Source organism: Bremerella alba (genome assembly GCF_013618625.1).
Classification (GTDB): Bacteria; Planctomycetota; Planctomycetia; order Pirellulales; family Pirellulaceae; genus Bremerella; species Bremerella alba.
In genome coordinates this window covers 577,931-596,525 of sequence record NZ_JABRWO010000002.1, presented here as the reverse complement: position 1 = coordinate 596,525, position 18,595 = coordinate 577,931, and the positions used below count along the sequence as shown (strand labels likewise).

14 protein-coding genes are annotated in these 18,595 nt (G+C 55.9%); 11 read left to right on the top strand and 3 right to left on the bottom strand.

The window, feature by feature from the left end:
- Positions 1–6: 6 nt before the first annotated feature.
- The 3 genes from HOV93_RS05530 (at position 7) to HOV93_RS05520 (ending at position 5,571) form a co-directional block, all read left to right on the top strand.
- Positions 7–435: a 3-hydroxyacyl-ACP dehydratase FabZ family protein gene (locus HOV93_RS05530; RefSeq protein ID WP_207395465.1), complete on the top strand. Its 429-nt coding sequence runs from the start codon at positions 7–9 to the stop codon at positions 433–435.
- 72 nt (positions 436–507) lie between these two features.
- A complete protein-coding gene (locus tag HOV93_RS05525) occupies positions 508–1,317 on the top strand; it encodes an enoyl-ACP reductase FabI (protein ID WP_207395464.1) in 810 nt (269 codons plus the stop codon).
- Positions 1,318–2,085: 768 nt separating this feature from the next.
- Positions 2,086–5,571, top strand: coding sequence for an Ig-like domain-containing protein (locus HOV93_RS05520; protein WP_207395463.1), 3,486 nt, complete (start codon positions 2,086–2,088; stop codon positions 5,569–5,571).
- A 105-nt stretch (positions 5,572–5,676) separates the two neighbouring features.
- Here the strand turns inward: HOV93_RS05520 and HOV93_RS05515 are convergent, their stop codons facing one another.
- Positions 5,677–6,579, bottom strand: a complete 903-nt coding sequence (locus HOV93_RS05515) for an amidohydrolase family protein (protein WP_207395462.1) — start codon at positions 6,577–6,579, stop codon at positions 5,677–5,679.
- 195 nt (positions 6,580–6,774) lie between these two features.
- Between HOV93_RS05515 and HOV93_RS05510 the strand changes: the two genes are divergently transcribed.
- The 5 genes from HOV93_RS05510 (at position 6,775) to HOV93_RS05490 (ending at position 12,778) form a co-directional block, all read left to right on the top strand.
- Positions 6,775–8,640, top strand: a complete 1,866-nt coding sequence (locus HOV93_RS05510) for a sulfatase-like hydrolase/transferase (RefSeq protein ID WP_207395461.1) — start codon at positions 6,775–6,777, stop codon at positions 8,638–8,640.
- 92 nt (positions 8,641–8,732) lie between these two features.
- Positions 8,733–10,115, top strand: coding sequence for an AI-2E family transporter (locus HOV93_RS05505; RefSeq protein WP_207395460.1), 1,383 nt, complete (start codon positions 8,733–8,735; stop codon positions 10,113–10,115).
- 158 nt (positions 10,116–10,273) lie between these two features.
- The gene (locus tag HOV93_RS05500) at positions 10,274–10,951 is read left to right on the top strand and encodes a DUF2293 domain-containing protein (protein ID WP_207395459.1); all 678 of its coding nucleotides are present in this window, start codon (positions 10,274–10,276) and stop codon (positions 10,949–10,951) included.
- Positions 10,952–11,241: 290 nt separating this feature from the next.
- Positions 11,242–12,273: a DUF1559 domain-containing protein gene (locus HOV93_RS05495; RefSeq protein ID WP_207395458.1), complete on the top strand. Its 1,032-nt coding sequence runs from the start codon at positions 11,242–11,244 to the stop codon at positions 12,271–12,273.
- Positions 12,274–12,301: 28 nt separating this feature from the next.
- Entirely contained in the window at positions 12,302–12,778 is a 477-nt protein-coding gene (locus HOV93_RS05490) for a carboxypeptidase regulatory-like domain-containing protein (RefSeq protein WP_207395457.1), read from the top strand.
- 95 nt (positions 12,779–12,873) lie between these two features.
- On the opposite strand, the gene HOV93_RS05485 is transcribed toward HOV93_RS05490, so the two are convergent.
- Entirely contained in the window at positions 12,874–13,413 is a 540-nt protein-coding gene (locus HOV93_RS05485; RefSeq protein WP_207395456.1) for a CAP domain-containing protein, read from the bottom strand.
- Between the two features lie 478 nt (positions 13,414–13,891).
- Here HOV93_RS05485 and HOV93_RS05480 point away from each other — a divergent pair, with 478 nt between their 5' ends.
- Both HOV93_RS05480 and HOV93_RS05475 read left to right on the top strand, forming a co-directional pair.
- Entirely contained in the window at positions 13,892–15,091 is a 1,200-nt protein-coding gene (locus tag HOV93_RS05480; RefSeq protein WP_207395455.1) for a trans-sulfuration enzyme family protein, read from the top strand.
- 13 nt (positions 15,092–15,104) lie between these two features.
- Complete coding sequence (locus HOV93_RS05475; protein WP_207395454.1) at positions 15,105–16,250, top strand: trans-sulfuration enzyme family protein; 1,146 nt, start codon at positions 15,105–15,107, stop codon at positions 16,248–16,250.
- A 108-nt stretch (positions 16,251–16,358) separates the two neighbouring features.
- On the opposite strand, the gene HOV93_RS05470 is transcribed toward HOV93_RS05475, so the two are convergent.
- On the bottom strand, positions 16,359–16,931 hold the full coding sequence (locus tag HOV93_RS05470) for a hypothetical protein (RefSeq protein ID WP_207395453.1): 573 nt from the start codon (positions 16,929–16,931) through the stop codon (positions 16,359–16,361).
- A 365-nt stretch (positions 16,932–17,296) separates the two neighbouring features.
- Here HOV93_RS05470 and HOV93_RS05465 point away from each other — a divergent pair, with 365 nt between their 5' ends.
- The gene (locus HOV93_RS05465; RefSeq protein WP_207395452.1) at positions 17,297–18,583 is read left to right on the top strand and encodes a DUF6666 family protein; all 1,287 of its coding nucleotides are present in this window, start codon (positions 17,297–17,299) and stop codon (positions 18,581–18,583) included.
- Positions 18,584–18,595 lie beyond the last annotated feature (12 nt).

The following is an 18,595-nucleotide window of genomic DNA, read 5'->3' as shown; positions in this document are numbered from 1 at the left end:
ACCACCATGACGAAATTCGCCATCGAAGACGCCATTCCGCATCGCGGTCCGATGCTGCTGGTCGACGAAGTTGTCGAGCAAACGGAAGATCACATCGTCTGTCGTAAGACGTTCACGCCCGAGGAATACTTCTTTCAAGGGCACTACCCCGACTACCCGCTGGTGCCCGGCGTGATCCTGTGCGAAGCAACCATGCAGGCTGGGGCCATCTTGCTCTCGCAGTTCGTCCAAGAAGGCGAAGGCGTGCCGGTCGCAACGCGGCTAAACGACGTGAAGTTCAAAAAGATGATCCGCCCCGGCGACACGATCGAAATGAACGTGAAGCTAAACGAACGCATGGCCGATGCGTTCTTCATGACCGGCAAGGTCACCCTCGACGGCAAACTAGCCATGCGATTCGACTTCGCCTGCACCGTTGCCAAGATGGACGCGTAGGCTCTGCTATGCCGACGAGGCAGAGCGAGAACGCTGTGGTACCCCATATCAGAAAATAGGTAGGTTTTCGACGTGACCGACTTTCTCAAACTTGCCGGCAAGAACATTGTCGTCACTGGCGTCGCTAACCGTAAAAGCGTAGCCTGGCATATCGCCAAGACGTTGGAAGAGGCCGGAGCGAAGGTTATCTATGTCGTTCGCAGCGAAGCCCGAAAAGAGTCGACAGCTAAATTGCTCGCCGATCGCCAGGTTTTGGTCTGTGATGTCGAATTCCAAGAGCAGATCGACAAGCTACGCGATGACCTTACCGCCGCAGGCCACAAGATTCATGGCCTGGTCCATTCGATGGCTTTCGCCGACTACTCGGAAGGAATGAAGCCGTTCCACGAAACGACCAAGGCCCAGTTCCTGCAAGCGGTCGACATCTCGTGCTTCTCGCTGGTTAAGCTTTCCAACGCGCTGAAAGACGTGTTCGACGAAGACGCATCGGTGGTGACGATTTCGATCTCAACAACCACCATGGCCAGCGAGAACTACGGCTTCATGGCCCCCATCAAAGCGGCCCTCGACTCATCTCTTGCGTTTTTGACTAAAAGCTTCAGTAGCTTTTCCCGCGTGCGGTTCAACGCTGTGGGGCCAAGCCTGTTGAAGACATCGGCCTCGGCTGGTATTCCCGGCTATGTCGATGCGTATCTGTATGCAGAACAGGTCATTCCTCGTAAGAGTGCCGTCACCACCCAGGAAGCAGCCGACGTGGCGGTCTTCTTGTTGAGTCCTCGCTCGAGCGGCATCCAGGCCCAAAACATCGCCGTCGACGCCGGCATGAGCATTAACTACTTCGACAAAAATATCATCGGCGGCGTCTTGAAGCACGAGTCTTAACGTGCCTTCCCTCTGAAAAGCTATGTGCCCGGGCCAGCCTAAGAACGCGGGCCTTCATGTCACGGACAGCTCCCCTCGCGTTCACGTCCCTTCTCCTTAGCAGGCGGTGTTCGTAGGGGGCGAGAAGTGAGGCAAGGCGGAACGTATCGCGCCAGATACGGTCTCCACTTGGTAACCAGACGAATAGGTTCGTTCATAGTGCGATACGCTGCTCTGCTCGCACCCAACGGGAATAGTTCTTCGTAGAAAAAGAAACTCTTCACACGGAAGTTACACACCCCGAATACCCCAGGTTAAAGCCATTTCCACCCGGTTAGTACTTGCCGCATAGCCATCGGATAGCCTGCTATCACTGGACAGTTGGAGTGTCCAATTCAAACTTGAGCCTAATTGCGAAGATTTTCTTAATGCTACCTGCATGCATCGACGCGTGCCCTCGCGTTGATAAGCAATAGATAGCGACGTGTTGATAAACTGCGTGAAAACTATTCAAGAGTGTGCTCGGCGTTGGACTTACGTCACATCAGAATTCTTTGCCGATAGCGTGAACAAAAAGTTGCTGCCGATGCGTTACCCCCAGACGCATCGACGCGTAACGATAACTCGGCAATTATTGCCGCAGCTTTGATAACGCTATCGGTGGTGAAAGTTCCAGAAAAACTTTTCAGGCCATGGAACTTCCTCAAGTCGGACGCACAATGCCACTCGAACCGGCTGCGCATGGGAGCGTGGTCGAAATGATTGCCCATCTAAAAACGGAGATTCTCAATGCGGTTCAAACGCCCCAAGTTTCAAATTTCTCTCGGGGAACAACTGGAAGATCGCAGCATGTTGAGTGGAACTCCGCTGGACTTGGATTTGTCAGCGGTTCCCGCGCAGACCGTGTTCGCCGGAGAGTCACTGAGCTTTAACCTCGGTGAACTTGGTGCTACGGTCAGCGAAGGGGAAGATGGGCCAAGGACGGTCATGTATCAGCTCGACCCGGATGGTGAAGAGCGGCCTGAGGGAATGTCCATGACATTCTCAGGCGATTTTCAGTGGTCCCCCACTGCCGAGCAAGAAGGTCTTTATAGCGTGAAGATCATTGCCGTCGAAAACGGCAAGCCTTCCAGCGCTGATGTCGAAGAATTGATGATCGACGTGCGTGTCGGTCGCCCGGTTGTCGACCTCAATGGTGAAGACCAAGAGGGCATCGACTTCGATGCGGTCTTCCAAGTGGGGCACGGATCGGTCAGTGTCGTCGATAGCGACTTGACAGTATCTGACGAAAACGACGACATGCTGCAGTCGGCCAAGGTCACCCTGACCAACCCAATGGACGGCGCCGACGAATCGCTTTCCATCGACGTGGAAGGTACCAGTATCAGTGTTGAATACGCCGATGGCTCGATCATCTTGTCGGGTGAAGACACCGCCGAGAACTACGCCAACGTCCTTAAAACGCTGACCTACAACAACACCAATGCGGATGCCGATCCGGCCTCGCGTTTGGTGGAGATCACCGTCAGCGACGGCGAGTATGACAGCGCCGTGGCGACTAGCACCATCGCTGTGAATCATGCTCCAGATCTGCTACCGATTGCTGATCAGGCTCTCGAGATTGGTCAGGTCGAAGAGTTCGTGATTTCAGCTACCGACAAGAACGACAGCGACGAGATTTACATGCTGCTCGACGTCGAGACGCCGGAGTATGTCACGCTCACGCAGGAAGCTGGTTCAAGGGAAGCGACGCTTTCCATCGCCCCCGGCGAAGATGTCGATCCTGGCGAGTACACCATTCGTATTCTCGCGGTCGATCAGTATGGCCTGGCCGATGCCCAGTACTTCACGCTGACCGTTTCTGAAGCCGCCAATACGGCACCAACCATTAGCCCGATCGAAGATCAGTCGATCGATCAAGATACCGCCACCGATCCGTTGGCTTTCACCGTCGGTGATGCCGAAACGGCTCCGGAAGATTTGACGGTCTCGGTCGAATCGGACAACGAAGCGTTAGTTGATGCGGCTAGTCTGGTTATGACCGGAGAGGGTACGGATCGCGAGTTGGTCGTCACACCGCTGGCCGGTATGACAGGTTCGGCCAACATCACCATCAGTGTGACCGATGGCGAAGAAACCATCACCGAGTCGTTCCTCCTGACGGTGAACGAAGTTGTTGCCGAGAATACACCGCCAACTATCTCGCCGGTCGAAGATCTGGCCATCGATCAAGACTCAGCCACCGATCCTTTGGCCTTCACCGTGGGTGACGCCGAGTCGGCAGTAGAAGACCTGGTTGTGAGTGTCGAATCGGACAACCCAGCTTTGGTCGACGCCGCTGGGATCATTGTCGCCGGTGACGGTGCCGATAAGACCTTGATCGTCACACCGCTGGCTGGCGTAACCGGTACGGCCAATATCACCATTAGCGTGAGCGACGGTGAAGAGACGACGACTGAATCGTTCGTCTTGACCGTCAACGAAGTGGTCGCTGGCAACACGGCTCCTACTGTGTCGGCGGTGGAAGACCAAGCGATCGACCAAGACTCAGCTACCGATCCTCTGGCCTTCACCGTGGGTGATGCGGAATCGGCAGTTGAAGACCTGGTTGTGAGTGTCGAATCGGACAACCCAGCTTTGGTGGACGCCGCTGGAATTATTGTCGCCGGTGACGGTGCCGATAAGACCTTGATCGTCACACCGCTGGCTGGCGTAACCGGTACGGCCAATATCACCATTAGCGTGAGCGACGGTGAAGAGACGACGACTGAATCGTTCGTGCTGACGGTGACCGAACTCGTGGGGGAGAACACTGCCCCGACGATCAGTGCGGTGGAGGACCAGGTGATCGACCAGGACTCGGCGACTGCGCCCCTCGCGTTTTCCGTTTCCGATGCTGAGTCGGCGGTTGAAGACTTGGTCGTGAGTGTTGAATCGGACAACCCAGCTTTGGTGGACGCCGCTGGAATTATTGTCGCCGGTGACGGTGCCGATAAGACCTTGATCGTCACACCGCTGGCTGGCGTAACCGGTACTGCCAATATCACCATCAGCGTGAGCGATGGCGAAGAAACGACGACCGAATCGTTCGTATTGACTGTCAATGCAGTGGTTGCTGGCCCGACTGCCGAAGCGGATAGCTTCGCCACCGATGCCATTACACCGCTGGACGTGGAAGCCGCTGGCCTCCTTTTGAACGACACCGGTGAAGGGCTGGTCGTTTCTGATGTCAACGGCGATGCCGCCAACGTTGGTTCGCCTGTCGAACTTGCTTCCGGAGCAACGATTACTATCAATGCCGATGGTAGCCTGAGCTTCGATCCGGTTGGCAACTACGACGCTTTGGCCGATGGTGAGTCGGCAACGGAAACCGTTTCGTACACCACCACCGATTCGGCGGAGGGTACGGCCTCGGCAGACGTCGAGATCACCATTACCGGTGTCAACGACGCTCCGGTTGCGGAAGACGATGCGTTCGCGACTGAGTCGGATACGGCTCTGACGCTGACAGTTGCTGGCGTTCTGGGGAACGATAGCGACGTCGATAACGGCGACACGATGACTGTTTCGGCGGTTGATGGTGACGCTGCGAATGTTGGTCAGCCGGTCGCACTGGAAGGTGGCGGCATGCTGACGCTCAATGCGGATGGAAGCATGACCTTCGATCCTAACGGTGAGTTTGAAGACCTGGTCGAACCGGCCACCGTTGAGTTCGGGTATACCGTTTCCGATGCATTGGGTTTGACTGCCGACGCGACCGTAACGATCACCGTTTCGGCTCCAAGCGGCGTGGATAACGAGAACGCGGCACCGATCAATTCGGTACCAGGCGAACAATCGACTGACTCGGCTACGCCGATTGTGTTCGACGAAGCCAACGGTAACGCCATCTCGGTTTCCGATCCTGACGCTGCCGATGCGATGGTCGAAGTGACCATTAGTGTCGATAGCGGCATGCTGACCCTTTCCAACGGTTTCGAGAGCGACCGTCATAAGCTGCTCGGCTCGATCGATCAGATCAACTCGTTGTTGACCGGCCTGGTTTACACACCAGATTCGGCCTTCGAGGGTAATGCCACCCTGACGATCGTGACCGACGACCTGGGCAATACCGGTTTCGGTGGTGCCAAGGCCGATGCCGATAGCATCCTGATCGCGGTCTCGGCCGCAGCCGTCAGCGGTGTGGATGGTCAGCCGGAAGGGGAGGGCATCGATGTGATTGCTGAGGACGATCAAGAGGTCGACGATCTCTTCAATCCTTGCGAAATCGCGTAGTCGTCGTTTTCCAGTTGCTGCTCCGTAGCAGTGACCAATTTACCTGAACAGCAAGGGCACTTCGTGAATCGGAGTGCCCTTGCTCTATTAAAGGGGAGTCATGAGCTAAGCAAGGTTATAAATGGTTTCGGCGTTTTTGCTCCACAGTCGCTGTTGAGCTTCCGGAGACCAGTCGGACGTGATCTGCTGCAACGCTTCGATCCACTGCCGGGCCGTGCCGCCTGCGTTGCAGACCGGCCAATCGGTACCAAAAACCACGCGGCCATCCCCAAACGCTTCGACGCAGTGCTGAACGACCGGGCGAAGATCGTCTGGCGTCCACTGTTTTGGCACGCGAGCGATGATGCCGGATATCTTGCAGAAGACATTGGGATGCCTGGCCAGTTCGGTCATATCTTCTTTCCAGCGAGCAGCATTAGGCGGGGCCGACCCACGCCGAGAATCATTGGAGGCGAAAAATGCCTTCGGGTCGACATTGCCGCAATGATCCAGCACGAAGCGGGTATCGGGACAAGCGTCGGCCAAGCGAGCGGCGTCCTTCAGCTCAGCCGGTCGCGGGCAAAGATCGAACGTCTTACCGGTTGAGCCAAGATGACGGCAGTTGTTGATGAAGCGGGCCTTTAGGCAGTAGCCCTTGGGTGCCGAACCGCCGTGCAGCACCTGGCGATAACCTTTCACCCAAGATTGCATTTGAAATGGGTCGACGAAGTCGCGGAAGTTTTCCAGGCCTGGGTCGGCTGAGAGGATCGCCGCTGTGGTGACATGCCTGCCCGATTCAATCAACTGGCGAACCTGTTGGGCTTCCTGCAGCTTGTGATCGGGGGCCGCGTTGACCTCCATATAGATCGCCGAGGCAATCGGCAGGCCCTCGACCGCCGCGGTGTACTCCTCGATGGCGTTCCGTTTATTGAGATGTGGACCGGCACCTTTCAGCCAAGGCAGGCTCAATCGTTTCGGGTCCCATAGGTGCTGGTGCGTGTCGATGATCGGGTAGGCTGGCTGGGGCATCACGGCGATTGGGCAAGAGGTTGAAAAACGGGAGTCGGGCCCCCATTGTTATGAAACGTGCTGGATTCAACAAGGAAATTTCGTGATTCGCGAAAAATGACAAAGCCTGCTGGAAGAGGTAAACTAGAAGTTCTCAAATCATATAGACCTCTCTTTACTGCCAGCCCCAACCCCACTTCATTAAGAGATTTCCTCATGCTGCGATATCTGTTGCTAATCACGGCCACTTGGATACTTGCCTGTGCGGGCACCCTTTCCGCTGCAGAGAACAGCGGAAACGACCTCCCCAACATTCTGTGGATTACCAGCGAAGACAACGGCCCGGAACTGGGCTGCTATGGAGACACCTACGCCGACTCGCCGAATATCGATTCGATCGCGGCGAAGGGAATGAAGTACAAGCGAGCCTGGTCCAACGCACCGGTGTGTGCCCCTGCTCGCACGACCATCATTTCCGGCATCTACCCGCCAGCGACCGGGGGCGAGCACATGCGAAGTCAGACCGAGTTGCCGGATGGGATTCACATGTTCCCTTATTATCTGCACGAAGCAGGCTATTACTGCACCAACAACTCGAAGGAAGATTACAACCTCGCTAAGCGGGGCTTCGTATGGAATGAGTCGGGCGGCAAAGCACACTGGCGGAAGCGAAAGGATGGCCAGCCGTTCTTCGCGGTCTTCAACTTCACGACCAGCCATGAAAGCCAGCTTCGTAAGCGGCCCCACACGCCAGTGCACGACCCGGCCCAGGTCCGCGTGCCAGCGTATCACCCGGACACGCCAGAAGTGCGTCGCGACTGGGCCCAGTACTACGACAAGATAACCGAGATGGACAAACAGGTCGGCAAAGTGCTGGCCCAATTGAAGGAAGACGGCCTGGAAGATGACACCATCGTCTTCTATTACGGCGACCACGGCAGCGGCATGCCCCGCAGCAAACGCTGGCCGTACGACAGCGGCTTGCACGTGCCGATGATCGTTCACGTGCCCGAGAAGTTCAAACAGCTCGCTCCGAAAGAATACGAAGTGGGCGGCACTTCCGAGCGGCTGGTCAGCTTCATCGATCTAGCCCCGACGGTTCTGAGTCTGGCCGGTGTGAAGCCGAAGGAGTGGATGCAAGGGGATGCGTTCATGGGCGAGTACGAAACGAAGCCGCCGAAATACATGTTCGGTTTCCGTGGCCGTATGGACGAACGGTTAGACATGGTGCGATCGGTGACCGACGGACGGTTCGTCTACATCAAGAATTACATGCCGCACAAGATTTACGGCCAGCACATCGACTATATGTTCCAGACACCAACCACCCAGGTCTGGAAGGAAATGTACGACGCCGGGGAATTGAACGAATCGCAGAGTCACTTTTGGGAAGAGAAGCCGTCGGAAGAACTTTATGATTTGGTTAACGACCCGGACGAAGTGAACAACCTGGCCGGCGACCCGAAATATGCTGAGCAGCACGTGGTTCTGAGGGAAGTACTGTATCAATGGCAGGCGGCGATTGGTGATATCGGTTTCTTGCCGGAAGATGAAATTCATGCTCGAAGTGGCGAACTTACTCCTTTCGAGTTAAGACAAAAGTACCCCCTGACCCTAGTCATGGGCGTTGCCATGCTCGCCTCGACACGCGATCCGGAAAGGTTGCCAGTATTGATCAGTCAGCTTTCCTCGCAGGAAAGTGCCGTTCGATATTGGGCTGCCCTCGGCATTCTGATGCAGAAAGAAACGGCGGTCGAGCAAGCTCGCTCGCAGCTTCGTGCGGCGCTGGACGACCAGTCTCCCAGTGTGCGCTGCATCGCGGCGGAAACGCTTGGCTGTTACGGCAATGACGAAGACGTGAAACTGGCACTGGATACTCTAGGCAAATTGGCTGATCCGACCGAGAACGGCGTCTACGTGTCTATGCTGGCGCTTAATTCGATTGATGCCATGGACGAGCGGGCTAAGCCGTTGGCACCTGTGCTGGCAAAGCTGCCGGACGGGGCGAAACAGGCACCTCCACGCACCGGTGGCTATGTTCCGCGGCTGCTGAAGGACCTGACCAAAGAATTGAACGAGTAATTCATCGCTTCCTATCCCATTGCACGCCGGGGTAGGTCGCGGGGATAATACACCGCGATACCGGCGAGATTTGGGAAGCAGGGGGAGAATTGATGAATCAAGAAGGACTGTCGGTCAAGAAGCTTACCGAAGAACAATCGTGGCTTCAGACGGGCGCACTTCTCGTGCTAGCCTTCATCGCGTTTTCGTTCGGGCTCATGTATGCCCGAGCGGTACTCGTGCCGTTTACGTTGGCCTTGTTTTTGAACTACTTGGTGGCCCCGATCGTCGACTTTCAGATGATCCGGTTGAAACTAAGCAAGTTCTTCGCCGTCTCGCTGACGTTGCTGCTGGTCGTTTTGGTCTTGGTACTGATGAGCTTCTTGTTCAGTACGGTGATTCAAGACGTGACAACGGTTGTAAATGATAAGGTCTTTTTGACGAAGCTGGAACGTCGGATCGAAGGTCTAGTAGAGCCAGCGGCGAAGATCGTCGATCGCGTCTTTGGAACGGATACCGAAGAAGACGAAGATCCTGACGAGCCTGATTCCGGTTCCGCTGATCCAACCGTTCCGGACGAACCTTTGGAGGAGCCTGCTGCCGAGCAGTCTTCACCCCAAGAGCCTGTTGACGCCCCGGAGACGGTGCCTGAGCCGATGGAGGACGAGCCGTCGGATGACCCAAGCGAAGAGGTCGCCGAAGAAATTGCGGACAGCCTCACCGCGCCGGAAGACGACAATAGCGAGATCCCGGCTGAAGGTGAAGAGGTCTCCGTCGTGGCCGAGCCGCCGGTGAAAGAGCAGACGACCACCAGCCGTACACAGCAGTTGATCCGTACGCTGTTAAGCCTGTTTCGACAACTGGCACCTCAATGGGCAACCCAGGCCGGCATCACCCTGTTAAATGTTCTTAGCAGTACGGTCCTCACTTCGATCTTCGTCGGTTTCATGCTCGCAGGACGCGACCCCTACAAGGTCTCGAAAGGAATCTATGCCGAGATCGATCGCAATGTTCGCAAGTATATCGCGACCAAGTTCTTCATCTCGGCATTGACCGGATTGATGGTTTGGGGATGCCTGGCGATGATTGGGATGCAGTTCGCTTCGATGTTTGGTTTGATTGCGTTTTGCTTGAACTTTATACCATCGATCGGTTCGATCATCGCAACGCTGTTGCCTATCCCGATCGCGATCGTGCAGTTCGACTCGGCCCTGATGATTACCATGGCGATCTTACTGCCAGGAGCGGTCCAGTTGACGATGGGCAACGTGATCGAGCCGAAGATCATGGGAGACGGTTTGCAATTGCATCCGGCGACAATTCTCTTGGCATTGGCATTTTTTGGGATGCTTTGGGGGCCAGTTGGCATGCTGTTGGCCGCCCCCATTACGGCCAGCGTGCGAATTGTGCTGATGCGATTCAAAACGACCGAGCCCATTGGGCGTCTCATGGCAGGCGTCTTGCCGGAAGAAGATGATCATCTGCACCATATCTAGAACGGTACTCACCGTTGCTTCTGGCTGACAAGCGTCCTAATCAATAGACGTTTTGTAAGATAGAATCGTGCTGCCGAGTTCGTGCCGACAACATGAGCTACCCAACGAATTAGTCTGAGCCCCACAGGAAGGATCCGACAGTGGTTGAAAGGAAATCAATGCCCCAGCCAGCTTATGCACCAGGTCCGCGAGATCGCACGGTACGCGATGCCCAAGGTAACGTGCTGAGTGTCCCGGCCGACTGGTCGCTTCTACCACCGGGCGATGCTGGGCTAACACGGCGGGTGAAAGCTGCCGGGCAGTTCTGGGTTGTCCAGGAAAAGAAAGGACGCCGGATGTTCTCGCGGGGCGTGTGGGCTCCGACGGCCACCATCGGCAAAATTAGAAAAGACCTCGATACCGAGCGTTCCACCGATGCTTACGCTAAAAAGCAGAAAGCAGCGGCCACGCGTCGCGAGAAAGTACAAACAGAGTACGTCGAAGACTTCTTCGGATCGGTAGTTGCGTTTCTGAACTTTCATCCCGACTACGCTGACCTGGCCAATCATTTGGCCAAAGCCGTGACCAAGCATTCAACGCCGGTCGGTAGCGGTACCGTGGCGCGAACGCAGCGGATTCCCATCGAGCGGCGTGCTGAGTCTGCAGTGATTGCCTGGATGCGGCATCAAACCACCGCCTACGACACTATGAAGATTGCCCGCGTCAAAGGCAAGCGGCGCGAGGTTCGCCGCATGTTAGCCCAACGCTCGAAAGAAGTTTTGCAGCAATATCGAAGCGGAAGAGAGATTCCACGAAACTGTCCACTACGGGCAGCGTTGCAGACAACTGAGAGTTAGTTCGACGACCTGGCTGTGCCAGGCGATCATCTGTTTGATCGCCACTCTGAAGAATCAGGCATTATCAAGCGCAAAAAGCCCTTCGTAAGAAGGGTTCGGTCTCCCTCGTTATCGCTAAAATGCTAAATAAATTCTAAATTTACCATTGGCAATTACAGCCTAAAGATGGAACAATACCGTAATAGCTAGGCAATGGGTAATAGTTCGCCCCTGTAATGCCGACAATCTATTCGTCTCTTCTGCTTTAGACCACTCATCCTTCACCTTCTTCGATATTGAAAGTCTGTCAAATGTTCCGCGCTCGTCGAGGCCGTTGGGGCTTCACATTGGTTGAATTGTTGGTCGTCATTGCCATTATCGGCGTTTTGATTGCCTTGTTACTTCCCGCCGTGCAGCAAGCCCGTGAGGCGGCTCGCCGCATGAGTTGCTCGAATAACTTGAAGCAACTCGGGATCGCCATGCACAACTACCACGATACGTTTCTGGCGCTGCCTCCGCGCCAGGGTGGTGCCGATTGGACGACGGTCTCCGGGGCTCCGGCAACCCGGCATAGTGCGTTTGTGAACCTGTTGCCGTTTATCGAAGCCAACTCGCGATACGATCAGATTACTGCCAGCAAGCAGATTGCCTGGAGCAGCAGTGCGACTTCTGGCTACGTGGGCGAAATCGATGCGTTCATCTGCCCTTCGGATGGTCTCTATTCGCCATCTGGCGGTGATCGCGCAGCCGAGTATGCGCCGCTGAATTATGGTTTGTGCATGGGGGATAACTTCAGCTTCGGTGGGTCTAGTACGGCGACCGATCCCGAAACTAACGTCCGTGGTATCTTCGGATATCTCATCTATACACGTTTCCGCGACATTACCGATGGATTGAGCAACACGATGGCCGTCTCAGAAACCATCATTGCCCCTTCAGGATCGCAGTTGGGACGGGCAACCGGTTCCTCCACAAATAATCCGTTGGCCTGTCGCGCTCATCTGGTCGGCAACGATTACCCGTCCGCTACGCTCATCTCGCAGTACCGCTGCCACGGTCAGCGATGGCAAGATGGTCGACCCGGTTACTGCGCAATTACCACCGTGCTGCCGCCCAATAGTGCGACGTGCAGTTCGCAAGGCGGTGGCGGTATTTACTCGGCATCCAGCCGTCATCCTGGTGGCGTCCTTTCGATGTTTGCCGATGGATCGGTCCGGTTTGTGCCGGAAACGATCGATACCGGCAACTTATCGACGTCTCCGGTTACTTCTGGCATCAGTCCATTTGGTGTCTGGGGTGCGATCGGATCGAAGGCCGGCGGCGAAGCGAACGCCTCGCTGTAACGCTTGTGATTCAACAGGAGGACGTTCTATGAATACGATTCCATCGGCGGCCAAGGTCTTCGTGATGGTGGCCGTCGCCTCAGCACTGCTGGTCGGCTGTAGCAGTAAAAAAGAAGACAAGTGGACCCGCGGACGACCGCCAGTGTACGAGGCCACGGGGCAGGTCACCTATCAAGGTAAGCCCCTGGCCGATGCTGTGGTGACCTTTCAACCGGTCGGCGATACCGGCAAAGGGGGTTCGGCCGTTACCGACGCTCAGGGGTACTTTGAAGCCCAGACGTACGACTCTGGTGATGGACTCACTCCAGGAACGCACCGCGTGGCAGTCCACAAGGTGCAGATGGTCGATGCCAGCGGAAACATCGTGACCGAGATCCGCGAGCCGGGCGGCATTCGCGAGAAGAACCTCGTGCCGAGCCGCTACGCGAATTTTAAGAAGTCAGGCATCGAAATCACGGTGGAAGAAAACGACAACGATTTGGGCGTGATCGAACTAGTCGATTAAGGTTGTTGCGCGAGAATGGCAAACTAAAAAGCGGCATCGAAACCTTAGGTTTCGATGCCGCTTTCTTTTGAGTTCGTCCGATCAGCACAAGCGTATTAGTTACCAAACACGCCGACCCAATAGGCTCTGCCGTTGCGGCCGATGGCGTAACCGTAGCCAACTTCTCGCGCACCACTAAGCAAGATGGCTCGGTGGCCAGGGCTGTTGAGCCAGCCGTTGAAGCACTCGGAAATGCTGCTCGAACCGTACAAGATAATCTCTCCGTGCGGTGAGCCTGGGTAGTGATGTCGCCGGGCCCGCGAGACGAAGCTGCCATTCACGGAATGGCTGAACTGGCCAGTGCGCGCCATGTACCAGGCATGGTCTTGGGCCGCTTTGGTCAGTTCCGGGCTGATCCGCTGAGCCGGTAGCTGATACCGTGCGCGAACCTGATTCGAGTGATGCCACATCTTCACGAGCGTGGGGTGCTTATGCAGAAAGTCGTCGCCGGGAGCTTGGGCGTCGGCTTTCTTGGTTTCCATTTCCTTCTTCTCGTCGTCCTTCGGCTTGGGATTACCGTCGGTGGTGGCAGGGGCGGCAACGAGCGACGTGGACAAAACCAGCATCAATAAAAGGGCAAGGGGCAATCGGGTCATGGGAAAGAACAACCTCCGTGGGCGGGAAACGAAGCGGGTCTTACCATCCGAAATCCGTAACTGGGACGGTAAACGAAGCCTCGGTTTTAAGGGCATTTCAACTCGATAGCAAGTGGCTGGATTTGACGATTAGGTAAACTTTCGTGCTAACACTCCCTGAACGCTTAGGGGCAATCCCCTCGCATAAACGGGGCTTGATAAGCCGGGAATGAGATAGGTTGCCCCTTGAGAAAATAGAGAAAGCGGCCCGTTGCGGGGCAGATTGCGCTCGGTTACACTCAGGGCTGGTTTAATAGGGATTTGTGGCCGCTTGCAGCCTGTCTGCTAAAGTGCCGTTGTCGCTCCTCCCAGCGGCAATTTTTCTTCAGAACAGATCACATGCTGCGGCCCTGTCAAACATCTGGGAACCGTGGCGTTCTTGTAAGGCGTACTCGTCTTTGATCTGCTACTTCCCGCATCGATTGCGAGAATACCCGTCATGTCAGTGGCTCCAGAACGAAAAGCAAATCAAGGCACCTCCACCACCGCCGTGCAAGGTGGCGAGGCCCGCATGAAGCCGGGCAATGCGATCACCGACGCCATCTTCTGCGCGTCGACCTACACCTTCGACAATACCGATTCGATTATTCGCTATATCGAAGAAAATCAGGTTCGCGAAGAGTACGGCCGCTACGGTAACCCGGGCGAGAAAACTGCCGAAGCCAAACTGGCCGCCATCGAAGGAGGCGAGTCGGCCGTCCTTTATTCGTGCGGCATGGCGGCATTCGTCGGGCTGTTGATGGCCAAGGTCAGCTCAGGCGACAACGTGGTCTTCTTCGACGAGTGTTATCACCGCAGTCGCGAGTTCTGCGGCAAGCACCTAGCCCGCTTCGGTGTCGAAACCAGGACGGTAAAGACCGGCGATTACGATGCGATGGAAAAGGCCATCGACGCCAACACCAAGATGCTCATCAGTGAGTCGCCTACCAATCCGCATTTGAGCTGTGTCGACCTCGAAAAGTTCACCGAGATTGGTAAGAAGCATGGCGTTGAAACGCTGATCGATGCCACACTGGCGACGCCGTACAACTTGCGTCCGCTGGAATATGGCGTCGATTATGTCTTGCATTCGGCAACGAAGTACCTCGCCGGTCACAACGACCTTCTGGCCGGGGCAATCATCGGCAGTGAACAGCAGTTGGCCGATGTGCGTCAACTGCGCGGCGTGATGGGGGGCATCAACGCTCCGCACAATTGCTACCTGTTGCTTCGCGGGCTGAAGACCTTCTCGCTTCGAATGCAGCGACATAATGCCAACGGTATGGCGATCGCCCAGTTCCTGGAAGATCACCCGATGGTCGAGAAAGTTTATTATCCGGGACTGGCTTCGCACCCTTACCACGACATCGCCAAGGCCACGATGCGTGGCTTCGGCGGGCTGGTCACTTTCAATGTGAAGGGTGCCGACTGGCGAAAAACGGCCAACGTGGTCGACAACGCGAAGATCTTCAAAATCGCGCCGAGTTTGGGTGGCGTCGAATCGTTGATCGAGCAGCCGTTGGTGATGAGCTATTACCAGCAAACGCCTGAGAACCGAGCGAAGTTCGGTATCTACGACAACATGATCCGTATCGCCTGTGGCATTGAAGACACAGAAGATTTGATCGCAGACTTGAAGCAAGCGCTCGACAACGCATAGAAGGGAATCCGCCATGCATTTTCGCACTAGGGCCATCCATGTCGGCAACAAGAAGGACCCACAAACCGGGGCCGTTGTTCCGCCGATTCATATCGCTTCCACGTTCGTGCAGCCTGGAGCAGGGGAGTGGGGCGAGTTCGATTACTCGCGCAGCGGCAACCCGACGCGCAAGAATTTAGAGACCACCCTCGCTGAACTGGAAGGGGGCTGTGGAGCGTTGGCGTTTGCTTCCGGCATGGCCGCGACGCACTGTGCGACAATGCTGCTGGAAGCTGGCGATCATGTCGTCGCCGGCACCGATATCTATGGCGGCACGTATCGTTTGCTGCACAAGATCACGCAGAAAAACAACATCTCGATCACGCTTGTCGATGCGACCAACCCGGAGAACCTGGCTGCGGTGATTCAGCCCAACACGAAGATGATGTGGGTCGAAAGCCCCGGCAATCCGTTAATGTCGATCACCGATCTGGCCGCATGTGCTCAGGTTGCTAAGAAGCACGGCGTGCTGCTGGGTGTCGACAGTACATTTGCCACGCCGGTACTGACGCGGCCACTGGAATTGGGCATCGATATCGTGCAGCATTCGGTCACCAAGTACCTGGCCGGCCATAGCGATGTGCTGGGCGGGGCTTTGGTGGTGAAGGATCAAGAGCTTTTCGATCGGCTCTACTACATTCAAAACGCGACCGGGGCCGTGCTCGATCCGTTCGGCAGCTTTCTGGCCTCACGCGGGATTAAGACGTTGGAACTGCGGGTTCGTGAGCAATGCCGTACGGCTCAGAAAATCGCCGAGTATCTTAACGATCACCCCAAGGTTACCCGAGTTCTGTACCCTGGCCTGAAGTCTCATCCCGGACACGACATCGCCGCCAAGCAGATGGACGGCGGTTTCGGGGCGATGATGAGCTTCGAGGTTGAAGGTGGTTTCGCGGCCGCGAAGAAGGTGTGCGAGCAGACACAGTTGTTTCAGCTGGCCGTGAGCTTGGGCGCGGTTGAATCGTTGATCGAGCAACCCGCTTCGATGTCGCATGCCAGCTACGACAAAGCCGACCGCCTGGCGCATGGGATCAAAGATGAGCTGATCCGGATCTCGGTGGGACTGGAAGCGGCGGACGATCTGATCGCCGACCTTGGGCAAGTTCTCGATCTGATCTAGAACGCACCTCATCGCGAAAAACGTATCAGCGCATGCAAAAAGGGGAGTCCAGTGGGACTCCCCTTTTTAAGTTGGCAGGACGCCGCTTGGCTAGCTAGTAAGGGGCGATTACTTGGCTGGCGTCGGAGCGTAATAGGTCGCTGATCGCGTGGTGGGTTTCGCGGCGACCCGCTTCGAGTAGTGGGAAACCTGGTTGCTCGATCGTTTGGCCTGGGTGCCGACCGGCTGCCATTTGCCTGGTTCGCGCATGAGGGTGGGTTCCGAGGTCGGGGTCATCGGAGGGCCGGGAATGGTCGGCACCGAAGGATGGCCTTGTTCGATGTATTCCACACCGGGTTGGTGCGAATGGTAGCCATCCCAGTTCGATCCACTGCCGCAAGTATCGCAACCGCACGAACTGCCGCACGAAGGTGTCGTATCACAGCCACACCCGTTAAATCGAATCGGGTGGAACAGGCTATGTACACCGCGTTTGACGGCACAAGCGCCAGTCTTCAGCGTAAAGCCAACCCCTTCGACCAGTTCGCCTAGTGGGTTGAAGCAAGGTGTGCAGCAACGGTCACACCCACAACTAGCAACAGAACGGGTGGCAACATGGTTGCTCTCGCAACCACAAGATTGTCCGTAGGCTTGGATGCTGGTAGCCAGCACGACAGCGGCAGCCAGAAGTTGCGTTTTCATCGGTTGAGATCCTTCTCGAAAGTAAAAGCGTCCGGGTGACGCGCTATGGCAAAGGAAAAGTTTTCGTCGATGGAATCATTTATCGAGTCGTTACCACACAAAAAAACAGAATAACCAGATCGACCGGCATTCCCTTTCCAAACCACCTATCATTCCACAGGGTAACCAAAGGGGTTGTCTGGGAAGACTGCGTAGCTACTGTTGCCTCTGCCATTCGGCGAACTGGGAAAACTTTGCGGATTATCTCGACTTTTCCGAAAGTGTCGACTTTGCCGGTGCCGATACCTAGATGCGGACAGCGCAGTCTTGCGCTTCCGTAAACCGTCCCCCCCTCGGTGTTTCAATTGTTGAAGGAAGGAAAGACCATGCGAGTCTTCCCCTGGATTCTGACCTTGCTAACCGCCGCGTGCGGCAGCATGAATGCGGATCTCGCGACCGCAGCAGAACCACGTGAACCTGCAAAGCTGCAGGATGTGGTTTCCAATGACTACAATCGTCCTCCGTCGCCTGTTAAAGCGATTCGGAGCCTGTTCTCGACCGATCAAGATCGGGTCTTCGCGGCCCGGCAGCGGGTTGCACGAGCCAGCTATGTTGCCTCCAAGGTGCAAGCCGGCGACATTGATACGGTGGATTACTCGGTCTTGCACGATGCTTCCGGCACGATGCCCATGGAAGGGGAAATTGTGATGGAAGGCCATGCTGTGGCTGGCATTCACAACCCCACGACTTATCAAGGCGGCCCCGGCTGTTCGTCTTGCCAAGGTGGAACGAGTTGTGGCAGCGACACGTGCGATTCGTGCGGCCCTTGTTGCCCAACGATCTGCTTTCCCCTCTGTTTCAATTTACCGCTGGAAAACCTCTCGTTCCGAGCCGGTGTTCAAGGCTTCAAAGGCCCTTTGAATGCAGGCATGGATGGAAGCTTTGGTTTTCTGTACGGCGTGAACTGGGGTGCTCCGTTGTTTTCGAGAGATAATGGTTTCGGCGTTCAATTGGGCGTGAACGGGACCAATGCTAACTTGCACGGAGCAAGCTTTACTGAAGATCATCGAGATCAGTTCTTCTTGACCGCCGGTTTTTTCCGCCGCGTCGACTGGGGCTGGCAGGGTGGTCTTGTTTACGACCATATGAGCGATCACTGGTACTACGACATCGATGCCAGCCAGATCCGCGGCGAACTCAGCTGGAAGTTTCAGTGCAAAGGCGAGTTCGGCTTCTGGTTTACCGCTTCGGACGAAACGAGCGATATCGACGAGCAGATCAACTTGCCGGGCGGTACCGCACCGATCTTCGTCGATGAATCGTTCCAACCTCATAATATGTTCGCGTTCTTCTACCGGACTCCGCTGGACGTTTGCGGAGGCGAAATGCGATTCTCAGGCGGCTGGACCGACAATGAACTCGGTTTGCTGGGTGCGGACCTGAACGTGCCGATCACCAAAAGCCTGGCTGTGGAGACTAATTTCCTGTACCTGGTCCCTCGTCATAGCAACGAAGATGACGGAGATCCTTGTGCCTGTGAAACCTGGAATATCGGAATCAACTTGGTTTGGTACCCTCGTGCGGCCAGCGCGGCTAGTGCGGGCAAGAACTACTATCGCCCCCTGTTTAATGTGGCGCATAACGGTACGTTCTCGATGTATCCGACCGAATAATCGGCAATCCGT

Bases quoted from the DNA above. Each gene is read 5' to 3' on its own strand.
- HOV93_RS05530 (WP_207395465.1), top strand. From the start codon at position 7: ATGACGAAATTCGCCATCGAAGACGCCATTCCGCATCGCGGTCCGATG.
- HOV93_RS05520 (WP_207395463.1), top strand. From the start codon at position 2,086: ATGCGGTTCAAACGCCCCAAGTTTCAAATTTCTCTCGGGGAACAACTG.
- HOV93_RS05515 (WP_207395462.1), bottom strand. From the start codon at position 6,579: ATGCCCCAGCCAGCCTACCCGATCATCGACACGCACCAGCACCTATGG.
- HOV93_RS05510 (WP_207395461.1), top strand. From the start codon at position 6,775: ATGCTGCGATATCTGTTGCTAATCACGGCCACTTGGATACTTGCCTGT.
- HOV93_RS05505 (WP_207395460.1), top strand. From the start codon at position 8,733: ATGAATCAAGAAGGACTGTCGGTCAAGAAGCTTACCGAAGAACAATCG.
- HOV93_RS05500 (WP_207395459.1), top strand. From the start codon at position 10,274: ATGCCCCAGCCAGCTTATGCACCAGGTCCGCGAGATCGCACGGTACGC.
- HOV93_RS05495 (WP_207395458.1), top strand. From the start codon at position 11,242: ATGTTCCGCGCTCGTCGAGGCCGTTGGGGCTTCACATTGGTTGAATTG.
- HOV93_RS05490 (WP_207395457.1), top strand. From the start codon at position 12,302: ATGAATACGATTCCATCGGCGGCCAAGGTCTTCGTGATGGTGGCCGTC.
- HOV93_RS05485 (WP_207395456.1), bottom strand. From the start codon at position 13,413: ATGACCCGATTGCCCCTTGCCCTTTTATTGATGCTGGTTTTGTCCACG.
- HOV93_RS05480 (WP_207395455.1), top strand. From the start codon at position 13,892: ATGTCAGTGGCTCCAGAACGAAAAGCAAATCAAGGCACCTCCACCACC.
- HOV93_RS05475 (WP_207395454.1), top strand. From the start codon at position 15,105: ATGCATTTTCGCACTAGGGCCATCCATGTCGGCAACAAGAAGGACCCA.
- HOV93_RS05470 (WP_207395453.1), bottom strand. From the start codon at position 16,931: ATGAAAACGCAACTTCTGGCTGCCGCTGTCGTGCTGGCTACCAGCATC.
- HOV93_RS05465 (WP_207395452.1), top strand. From the start codon at position 17,297: ATGCGAGTCTTCCCCTGGATTCTGACCTTGCTAACCGCCGCGTGCGGC.